The organism is Micromonospora sp. H61, assembly GCF_018070325.1.
GTDB classification, from domain to species: domain Bacteria; phylum Actinomycetota; class Actinomycetes; order Mycobacteriales; family Micromonosporaceae; genus Micromonospora; species Micromonospora salmantinae.
In genome coordinates, this window is sequence record NZ_JAGPXY010000126.1 from 1 (window position 1) to 8,987 (window position 8,987).

An 8,987-nucleotide genomic window follows, 5' to 3' on the forward strand; every position below is an offset into this window, starting at 1 on the left:
GTCGGCAGCGAGCAGCGCGACCACACTGACGTCGGGATCCAGCAGCGCCAGGCCGGCCGCCGCCGCGATCGGTGAACTGCTGAAGCACCTCGACCGGAAGAGCCCGGACACCGAACCGCCGGGTGCCGGTCTCGCTCCGGCCCGCAGTGGCCTCGACGGCGAGCGAGGGCCGGACGGGGCGTGCTTCGTGGACGGGGACGGGCGGCGGCAGTCGCTCTGCGGTGTCTGGCGGGTCGCCGCGCTGCGGGCGGCGGTGCACCGGTTGACGGTCGAGCGGGGCGGCAGCCTGTCCGGAGCGCCGGTCCGGGCGTTGCTGGCCGGTCTCGTCGTGCGGGAGGTGGCCTGGTCCGGCGAGGGCCCGCCGCCGTGGTTCGACTGCGACACTGACGAGGACGTACGCCGGGCGGAGGAGTGGGCGCGATGACGGTGATGGACGACTGGGTCACGGCGGTGTGCGCCGAGCTGGATCTGGACCCGGCCGCGGTGCCGGTGCCGGCGGTGCTGGACCTGGCCCGGGACGTCGCCCACCAGGTGTTGCGTCCGGGTGCGCCGGTCACCGCGTACCTCTTCGGGTTGGCGGTTGGCCGGGGCGCGGACCCGGCGGACGCCGCGGCCCGGCTCAGCGCGCTGGCGGGCGCCTGGCCGGTCGAGCTGGGCGCCGACCCCGCGGACCCGACGGCTTCCTGACCGCCGCTGTCCGATCCCGGTCCGGGCTGATTCGGCCAACAGGCGGCGGGGGTAGGGTGATCGTGACGGACGGAGGCGATCATGACGGCTGACCACCCCTCGGCGCCGCACGGTGAGCTGCCCGGTGCTTCGACTGAGCCGGCGGAATCGATCCTGCTCGACGAGCCCAGCACCACCGACCTGCGGGCGAAGGTGACCGAGGCGTGGCGGGAGTTCGCCCGCGCGCTCGCCGTACGGCTGCGGGAACTTCCCGTCGGCGCGCACCTCGACGTGACCCTGGACCCCACCGCCTCCGGCACCGGGGACGCCGTCTATTCGATAAGCGTCGACGTGGACGCGGACCGGGTGTTGTCCGCCCGCGCGGTCGGCAACGCCGCTCTGCCGGCGGGCTACCGACTGGACCGGGGCGCGGTGGCGGACATGGTCGCGCTCGGTTGGTCCCCGCCCGGGGTGGTCGCCGGCTCCGGCGGTTCCTTCGGGCTGAACGCCACGACGGCCGAGTCGACGCAGGTCGCCACGCTGCTCTCCCGCACGCTGCGGGACGTCTACGGTGCTCCGCACCCGGCGTTCCTCGTCTATCTGGTGCACGACGCCGAGGGCGAGCCGTTGGCCGTGGACGCGCTGGGCACCGCCCGTAGCGAGTTCGGTCCGGACGCCGACGTCGAGGCGGACCTGGAGGAGGCGCTGGCCGAGGCGGCCGCCGCGCAGGTCGAGCGGGACGACGTGCTCGACCTGGCCGACCGGGTCCGCACCGTGGTCTCCACCATGTTGAAGTCGGACACCGACCGGTTGCAGATCGACTCGGACGGCGACATCACCATCCGCGCCGGCTCGGCGATGGTCTTCGTGCGGGTGCGGGACAATCCGCCCCTGGTGGACGTCTTCTCCCCGGTGCTCACCGAGGTGGAACCGACCGAGCGGCTCTACGTCAAGCTCTCCGAACTGACGAACCGGATGCCGATCGGCCGCCTCTACTGCGCCGACGACACGGTGTGGGCGTCCATCCCGGTGTTCGGCCGCAACTTCCAGGCGACCCATCTGATGCTGGCCGTGCAGGTGATGACCGGTCTCGCCGACGAGTTGGACGACCGTCTGCACGGCGAGTTCGGCGGCAAGCGGTTCTTCGGTGAGGGTGACAAGCCGGTCCGGCGCGACGAGTCGGAGCACCGCACCGGCATGTACCTCTGATCGCGATCAGGCCACGTCCAGCAGGGTCTTGCCGACCGTCGCGCGCGCCTCGATGGCGGCGTGCGCGTCGGCGGCGCGTTCCAGTGGGAAACGCTGGCCGATGAGCGGTCGTAGCTGGCCGGCCGCCGCGTCCGCCAGGGCCTGTTCGGTGTACGCCCGCAGCCGGGCCGGTGGCACGTCCGGGCGGACCAGGATGACCTGCCGTGCCGTGGCCGCCTCCGCCGAAACCGGGGACCACTCGCCGCTCGCCAGCCCGAAGCTGACCATCCGGCCGCCCGGGGGGAGCAGGTCGAAGGCGGCCCGGGCCACCGAACCACCGACCCCGTCGAACACCACGTCGACAGCGCCCACCGCAGCGCGGACCTGCTCGGCCCACTCCGGCAGCAGGTAGTCGACGGCCAGCTCGGCGCCCAGGCCGGGTAGCAGGTCCACCTTGCGTCGCCCACCGGCCGCGCCGATCACCCGGGCCCCGGCCCGGACCGCGAGCTGCACCAACAGGCTGCCGACGCCGCCGGCCGCGGCCTCCACCAGCACCCGGTCACCCGGGCGGACACCGACCGCCTCGATCAGCATGGTGGCGGTCCGCCCGTCGGCCAGGAGTGCCACCGCCTCGTCCAGAGCCAACCCGGCCGGTACCGCGATCGTCGCCGAGGCGTCCACTGCCGCGCGTTCGGCGTAACCGCCGGAACCTCCGGTGGCGGTGACCACCCGTTGCCCGGCCAGCGTCGGGTCGACGTCCGACCCGACAGCCGTGATCACTCCGCCGACGCCGTTGCCGGGGATCAGCGGTGGGGTGAGGCGGAACGGGCCGGGGTGACCGGCGCGCAGTTGCGTCTCGATGAAGGTGATGTTCGCGTGCGCGACGTCGATCAGCACCTGGCCGGGACCGGGAACCGGGTCGGGCGCGGGGCCGGGCACCAGCACCTCGGGCCCGCCGAACTCACGTAACCAGATCGCCCGCATGACAGCCCCCTCGGCCCCGATGGGCTGCCTCGCCCACTCGGGGCCAGTCCATCTCCTCAACCTGGGTTGAGGTCAAGAGGCGCCGGCGGACGGGCCGACGCCGGGCGATTCGACCAGCCGGGAGAGCACGATGGTGCTGCGGGTGGAGGTCACGAAGGACTCGGCACGCAGCCGCTCCAGTGCCGCCTCCAGGTGGGCGATGTCGGCGGCGCGCAGGTGCACGAGTGCGTCCGCCTCCCCGGAGACGGTGTACGCGCCGACCACCTCGGGGTGTCGGCGGGCGGCCACGCCGATCTGCGCCGGGGTGGTCCGGCCGGCGCAGAACAGCTCGACGAATGCCTCCGTGGTCCAGCCGACGGCGGCCGGATCAACGACGGCCGTGAATCCCCTGATCACGCCGGTGGCGCGTAGTCGGTCGACGCGACGTTTGACCGCTGGGGCGGAGAGTGACACCCGGGCACCGATGTCGGCGTAGGACGCACGGGCGTCCGCGACGAGTAACGCAATGATCCGCTGGTCTACCGCGTCTATCTGCAACGTTCCGCCTCTGGGAAGCAACGCTTGTGGCTGTTTTCAAAGTTCCACGGTACCTACTCTTGGTGACCGTGAACCAGCAGCGTTTCCCGCGAAAGCGGACATATCTCATGTGCTCGCCGGAATACTTCGCGGTCGAGTACGCGATCAACCCGTGGATGGACGTGACCACCCCGGTCGACCGGGACCTGGCCGTCAAGCAGTGGGACCGGCTGCGCGAGACGCTTGTCGGCCTCGGCCACGACGTGCACCTGCTCACCGCCGAGCAGGGCCTGCCCGACATGGTCTACGCCGCCAACGGCGGCTTCGTGGTGGACGGCAGCGTCTACGGCGCCCGGTTCAAGCACGAACAGCGGGCCGCCGAGGCCGCCGCCCACCACGCCTTCTACGAGGCGCAGGGCTGGCGGTTCATCGCACCCAGCGAGACAAACGAGGGTGAGGGCGACTTCGCGTACGTGCCGGAGGCGCACGGCGGGCTCATCCTGGCCGGGCACGGCTTCCGTACCGAGATTCCCGCCCACGCGGAGGCGCAGGAGGCGCTGGGTCGTCCGGTGGTGTCGCTGCGCCTGATCGACCCCCGTTTCTACCACCTGGACGTTGCGCTCGCGGCCATCGACGACGCGAACGTCGTCTACTTCCCGGGCGCGTTCTCCGCGGCCAGCCAGCGGGTGCTCACCCAGCTCTTCCCGGACGCGGTGATCGCCGACGACGAGGACGCGATGGCCTTCGGGCTCAACCTGGTCAGCGACGGCGCGAACGTGGTGCTCAACAGCGAGGCCACCCGGCTGGCCGGCAAGCTCAAGGCGGCCGGGTACACCCCGGTCCCGGTCGAGTTGGCCGAGCTGAAGAAGGGCGGCGGCAGCGTGAAGTGCTGCATCGCCGAGCTGCGGCACTGACCCGCGAACGTCTCGGGGCCGGTCTCCCACTGGGAGACCGGCCCCGAATCGTGCTCCGGGTGGGCGTTCAGCCCAGCGTGGCCAGCTCGTTGATCAGCACGTTCGACATGACCTGACCGTCGCGCTGCACCTCGCGCAGGTACCACTTCTGCTGCGGGGTACGCGGCTGGTTGAACTGCCAGATGCCGCGCGGGCTGTCGATCTGGCCGATCTTGCCCAGGGCCAGGTTGACCTGCTGCGGCGTGGGCTTCCCACCGGTCAGCTGGATGGCCTGGTCGAGCACCTGCGCCGCGTCGTACGACGCCATCGCGTACGTGGTGGGGGTGACCTGGTACTTCTTGCGGTACGCCGAGGCGAAGACCCGGTTCGACGTGTTGTTCAGGTCGGCCGAGTAGTTCAGCGCGGTCTGGATGCCCAGCGCGTTGTCCTTCAGGTTCTCCAGCACGGTGCCCTCGGTGAGGAAGCCGGGTGCGTAGATCGGCCCGGCGAACCTCTCGCGCAGCTGCTTGATGAACTCCACAGCTGCCGCTCCGGCGAAGAAGCAGAAGACCGCTGTGGGCTTCTTGGCCAGCGCCTTGGTGATGTCGGAGGCGTACGTCGTCTTGCCGGGGTTGGAGGTGGCGTTGGTGTAGGTCACCGGGTCGCCGATCCGCGGGTCGGTCGCGCCGAACTCCTGCCGGAAGCCGCGGACCACGTCGGGGCTGCCGACGTTCTCCGGCATGATGATCGCGATGCGGCCGTTCGCCGGCAGTTGGTCGCGCAGGTAGCGGCCCAGCGCCTTGCCAGCCTCGTCGAGCACGTACGAGGTCCGCCAGATGTAGAAGACGCTCTGCAGGCTGCTCGGTGAGGCGTTGGAGCCGATCAGCGGGACCCGGGCCTGCTCCACTGTGTCCCGGATGCCGACCATCACCGCCGAGTTGACCACGCCGGTGAGTGCCAGCACGCCCTGCTTGAGCAGGCCCTCGACGGCAGCCTTGCCCGTCTTCGCGGTGTCGCCCTCGTCGGCGGTCAGCAGCTCCACGGGGTGGCCGCCCAGCCGCTGGTCGTGCAGGTCGAGGAAGAGCTGGAAGCCATTGGTGATGTCGTCGCCGATGCTCTTGAAACCACCAGCCTGCGGCGTGATCAAACCGATCTTGATCGGGCCCCGGTTGGCGCTCGGATCGGCGTCACCGTCTGAGCCACACGCGGCGACGAACCCGGTGGTACCGAGCGCGGCCAACAGTTGGAGCGCCCGCCTGCGATTCATCTGCGACACCGAGTTCCTTCCAAGGATGCGTACAGGGCCGAACACCGCCCCACCGGCGTTCTACCTGGTCCGCGACGCTGCGTCAATGGCTAGTGATCATCGTGCAGGGACCGCAACACGGCGAGGACCTGAGGCCAGGCGACGGCCTCCGGGTCGATCAGCCCGAAATGCTCGCATCCAGGCAGTTCAACAAGGGAAATATCGGAACCAGTGACACGCGCCTCCGCGACGAAATCCCGGCTCATCTCGACCGGAACCTGGCGATCGTCCGAGCCATGGACAACTACTGTCCGTGTTCGTATCGGTACCAACATCCGTGGATCCGCGCTCGCGTACCGGTCCGGGAACTGCGCCGGGCCGCCGCCGAGCAGCGCGGCGACCGCGCCCGAGTCCAGATCCCGCCGGTACGCCTCGCCCAGATCGGCCACCGGGGCCAGGGCGAGCACCCCGCCCACCGTTGCCGGAGCGGTGGCCGCCACGTACAGCGCCAGGTGGCCGCCGGCGGAGTGCCCGACCAGGATCGGCGGGGCCAGGCTCACCCGGCCGGGCAGCGCCTCGGCCGCCAGCACCGGCAGCTCGGCCACCCCGGTCAGCACGTCGGTCAGGGTGCCCGGCCAGCCACCCCCGGGCTGCCCGGTACGGCGGTATTCCAGCTGCGCCACCGGGTAGCCGTCAGCGGCCAGGGCCGCGGCCAACGGGCCGGTGTGCCGTCGGTCGTACTCGGCCCGCCAGAAGCCGCCGTGCAGGACGACGACCAGCTGCCGGGCCGGCCCGGCTCCCGCCGGGAGGCGCAGATCGGCCACCTGGTCCGGGTGGTCCCCGTACGCCACTGTCCGGTCGGGCTCGGGTGCGGGCCGGGTCAACACGGCGCGCGGGTCGACAGGCATGGCGCGACGGTAGCGCGCCCCGCCCGGGTGGTTCGGCCCCGGTAGTCGGTCCCGGCCGGCATGGTTCGCGCCCGCTGGGTAAAGATGGACCCCATGACCGAAGCGCGCTCCGCTGGACAGAACGACGAGCCCGGCCCCGACGACTCCGGCCACTCCGGCACCGTGGTGGTGGTTGGCCCGGACGGCCGGCCGATCGGCACGATGCAGACCGACGAGGGCCAGGGCGAGGACCCGACCCGCCTGGTCGAACAGCCGGCCAAGGTGATGCGGATCGGCAGCATGATCAAGCAGTTGCTGGAGGAGGTGAAGGCCGCACCTCTCGACGACGCCAGCCGCAACCGGATGCGGGAGATCCACGAGCGGTCGATCGTCGAGCTCAAGGAGGGCCTCGCCCCCGAGCTGCGCGACGAGCTGGAGCGCATCTCGTTGCCCTTCGCCGAGGACAAGGCCCCCAGCGAGGGCGAGCTGCGGATCGCGCACGCCCAGCTCGTCGGCTGGCTGGAGGGCCTGTTCCACGGCATCCAGGCGGCCCTGGTGGCCCAGCAGATGGCCGCCCGGGTGCAGCTGGAGCAGATGCGCGGCGGCCGGCAGGCGCTGCCCAGCGGCCCCGGTGGGGTAGTCCCCGGGATGCCGGGCATCGGCCAGCCGGGCGGCGGCGAGGGTCACAACACCGGTCAGTACCTCTGACCTCAGTCCACCCCGAAGATCTTCTCCAGGTACGCCGCCACGCCGTCCTCGGTGTTCGCCGTCGTCACGTCGTCGGCGACCGCCAGGACGGCGCGGTGCGCGTTGGCCACCGCCACACCACGCCCGGCCCAGGTCAGCATCGGCACGTCGTTGGGCATGTCGCCGAAGGCCAGCACGTCCGCCGCGGCCACCCCGAGCTGGTCGCAGTACCAGGCCAGTCCCGCCGCCTTGGTCACCCCGGCCGCCGAGATCTCCACCAGCCCGGAGGACGACGAGTGCGTGGCCTCGGCCAATCCCGCCACCGCCGTGGCGATCAGCTCGGCGAAGGCATCCGGGTCCTGCTCGCCGGCTCGGGCGAGGAGCTTCACCGCCGGCACCGAGAGCAACTCCTCCGGCGTCTCGATCGGCCGAATGCCGTTGGCGTCGGCATCCCACCGCAGCGGGTAGTGCGCCTCGTGCCGCATTTCCCGGCTGTCCAGGATCTCCACGGCGAAGCTGATCCCGGGCACTTCGGCCCGTAGCCTCCGGGCCACCTCGGCCAGGTGGTGCGGGGCGAGCGGGTCAGCCCGCACCACCTCGTCCTCGAACGGGTCGTAGACCACGGCGCCGTTCGCGCAGACCGCCGGCAGCGGTCGGGCGAGCTGGTCGTACACCATCTTGAGCCAGCGGACCGGACGGCCGGTGACCAGGACGACCGGCGTGCCTCGCGCGGAGATCCGCGCGAGCAGGTCGGCGGTACGTGGGCTGACGGTGTGGTCGTCGCGGATCAGCGTGCCGTCGATGTCGGTGGCGATGAGGCGGGGTGTGTCTCCCATTACCGGGACAGTAGCCGGTCCAGATACACCGCCACCCCGTCGTCGTCGTTGCGCAAGGTCACCTCGTCGGCGGCGGCGCGCAGCGCGGGGTGTGCGTTGGCCACTGCCACCCGGGACCAACCGGCCCACTCGAACATCGGCAGGTCGTTGGGCATGTCACCGAAGACCAGCACATCGGCCGGGTCGACCCCGAGCGTCTGCGCCACCACGGTCAGCCCGGTCGCCTTGTCCACGCCGGGCGGGGAGATCTCGATGAAGCCGAGCCCGGCCTGGGTGAGCGTGGCGACCTGCGGCGAGACGATCCGGCGGGCCACCGCCAGCAGCTCGTCCACGTGATGGTCGGCGGTCCGGGCGAACGCCTTGATCACGTCGCAGGCGAGGCACTCGTCGCGAGTGCGCGCCTCGAAGCGGTCCTGGTAGGGCCAGCTCTCGTGGTAGTCGCCCCACAGCGGGGCGTCGTGCTCGTCGGACGCCTCGACCATCACGGTCAGCGGGCCGACCTCCGTCTCCAGGTCGGCGAGGAGCCGGGCCAGAACCTCGGCGGGCAGCCGCTCGTCGCGGAGCACCACCGGGCCGCTCGGGTCGCTCTGGTCGACCACCCGTCCGCCGCCGGCCATCACGAGGAAGTCGGCGGCACGGATGTCGTTGCGGGTCAACTCGGTCAACCGAGGGCCGCGTCCGGTTGCGCCGACCACCGGAATTCCGGCGGCGCGCACCCGGTCGAGCACCCCATGGGTGTACGCGGAGACGGTGTCATCGCTGCGGACCAGCGTCCCGTCGAGGTCGGTCGCGATCAACTTGGGCAGTCCCGGGCGGGTCATTGTTCCTCCTTCGCCCACCGCCGTCGCACCGCCAGGATCAGCGAAACCGAGTCCCGGAGTGACGGCGGGCAGCAACCGTACCTCGCGAAACGGGCCCCAACCATGGCTTCCAGGCGAATCGGACGCCAACCCCCAGCGCCCGTGAGGTGTCCCGCAGCGCCGCCCCCACCTCACCGCGCGATCTTGCACTTTCGGTTACCGTTTCGCGTGCTTATGGGCCCTATGCCGGGACAGCAAACGCAAGATCGGCGCGGGGTGGGGGG

10 protein-coding genes and 1 pseudogene are annotated in these 8,987 nt (G+C 71.4%); 5 read left to right on the forward strand and 6 right to left on the reverse strand.

The window, feature by feature from the left end; translation table 11 throughout:
• From KBX08_RS34205 to KBX08_RS31635, 3 genes and pseudogenes are all read left to right on the forward strand, one after another.
• Nucleotides 1-424, forward strand: a pseudogene (locus KBX08_RS34205) (bifunctional enzyme ispD/ispF); the annotation flags it as partial.
• On the forward strand, nt 421-687 hold the full coding sequence (locus KBX08_RS31630; RefSeq protein ID WP_210787434.1) for a DUF6457 domain-containing protein: 267 nt from the start codon (nt 421-423) through the stop codon (nt 685-687). The pseudogene KBX08_RS34205 and the gene KBX08_RS31630, both read left to right, overlap by 4 nt.
• A gap of 81 nt (nt 688-768) precedes the next feature.
• Nucleotides 769-1,875: a hypothetical protein gene (locus tag KBX08_RS31635; RefSeq protein WP_210787435.1), complete on the forward strand. Its 1,107-nt coding sequence runs from the start codon at nt 769-771 to the stop codon at nt 1,873-1,875.
• 6 nt (nt 1,876-1,881) lie between these two features.
• On the opposite strand, the gene KBX08_RS31640 is transcribed toward KBX08_RS31635, so the two are convergent.
• Both KBX08_RS31640 and KBX08_RS31645 read right to left on the reverse strand, forming a co-directional pair.
• Entirely contained in the window at nt 1,882-2,838 is a 957-nt protein-coding gene (locus tag KBX08_RS31640; protein ID WP_210787436.1) for a zinc-binding dehydrogenase, read from the reverse strand.
• Between the two features lie 72 nt (nt 2,839-2,910).
• On the reverse strand, nt 2,911-3,375 hold the full coding sequence (locus KBX08_RS31645; RefSeq protein ID WP_210787437.1) for an Lrp/AsnC family transcriptional regulator: 465 nt from the start codon (nt 3,373-3,375) through the stop codon (nt 2,911-2,913).
• A gap of 59 nt (nt 3,376-3,434) precedes the next feature.
• Between KBX08_RS31645 and ddaH the strand changes: the two genes are divergently transcribed.
• Entirely contained in the window at nt 3,435-4,268 is an 834-nt protein-coding gene (gene ddaH / locus KBX08_RS31650; RefSeq protein ID WP_357515189.1) for a dimethylargininase, read from the forward strand.
• A 67-nt stretch (nt 4,269-4,335) separates the two neighbouring features.
• Here ddaH and KBX08_RS31655 read toward each other — a convergent pair whose 3' ends face one another.
• Both KBX08_RS31655 and KBX08_RS31660 read right to left on the reverse strand, forming a co-directional pair.
• Nucleotides 4,336-5,523, reverse strand: a complete 1,188-nt coding sequence (locus KBX08_RS31655; RefSeq protein ID WP_210787438.1) for an ABC transporter substrate-binding protein — start codon at nt 5,521-5,523, stop codon at nt 4,336-4,338.
• 80 nt (nt 5,524-5,603) lie between these two features.
• Complete coding sequence (locus KBX08_RS31660; RefSeq protein WP_210787439.1) at nt 5,604-6,401, reverse strand: S9 family peptidase; 798 nt, start codon at nt 6,399-6,401, stop codon at nt 5,604-5,606.
• An 84-nt stretch (nt 6,402-6,485) separates the two neighbouring features.
• Here KBX08_RS31660 and KBX08_RS31665 point away from each other — a divergent pair, with 84 nt between their 5' ends.
• Nucleotides 6,486-7,088 (forward strand): bacterial proteasome activator family protein, encoded by a 603-nt coding sequence (locus KBX08_RS31665; protein WP_091396749.1) that lies wholly within the window; start codon nt 6,486-6,488, stop codon nt 7,086-7,088.
• A 2-nt stretch (nt 7,089-7,090) separates the two neighbouring features.
• On the opposite strand, the gene KBX08_RS31670 is transcribed toward KBX08_RS31665, so the two are convergent.
• Together KBX08_RS31670 and KBX08_RS31675 are read right to left on the reverse strand one after the other, a co-directional pair.
• Nucleotides 7,091-7,903: an HAD family hydrolase gene (locus KBX08_RS31670; RefSeq protein WP_210787440.1), complete on the reverse strand. Its 813-nt coding sequence runs from the start codon at nt 7,901-7,903 to the stop codon at nt 7,091-7,093.
• Nucleotides 7,903-8,724 carry an HAD family hydrolase gene (locus KBX08_RS31675; RefSeq protein ID WP_210787441.1) on the reverse strand — a complete coding sequence of 274 codons (822 nt, stop codon included), beginning with the start codon at nt 8,722-8,724 and terminating at the stop codon, nt 7,903-7,905. Before KBX08_RS31675 ends, KBX08_RS31670 begins: the two co-directional genes overlap by 1 nt.
• Nucleotides 8,725-8,987: the final 263 nt, after the last annotated feature.

Bases quoted from the DNA above. Each gene is read 5' to 3' on its own strand.
- KBX08_RS31630 (WP_210787434.1), top strand. From the start codon at position 421: ATGACGGTGATGGACGACTGGGTCACGGCGGTGTGCGCCGAGCTGGAT.
- KBX08_RS31635 (WP_210787435.1), top strand. From the start codon at position 769: ATGACGGCTGACCACCCCTCGGCGCCGCACGGTGAGCTGCCCGGTGCT.
- KBX08_RS31640 (WP_210787436.1), bottom strand. From the start codon at position 2,838: ATGCGGGCGATCTGGTTACGTGAGTTCGGCGGGCCCGAGGTGCTGGTG.
- KBX08_RS31660 (WP_210787439.1), bottom strand. From the start codon at position 6,401: ATGCCTGTCGACCCGCGCGCCGTGTTGACCCGGCCCGCACCCGAGCCC.
- KBX08_RS31665 (WP_091396749.1), top strand. From the start codon at position 6,486: ATGGACCCCATGACCGAAGCGCGCTCCGCTGGACAGAACGACGAGCCC.
- KBX08_RS31670 (WP_210787440.1), bottom strand. From the start codon at position 7,903: ATGGGAGACACACCCCGCCTCATCGCCACCGACATCGACGGCACGCTG.
- KBX08_RS31675 (WP_210787441.1), bottom strand. From the start codon at position 8,724: ATGACCCGCCCGGGACTGCCCAAGTTGATCGCGACCGACCTCGACGGG.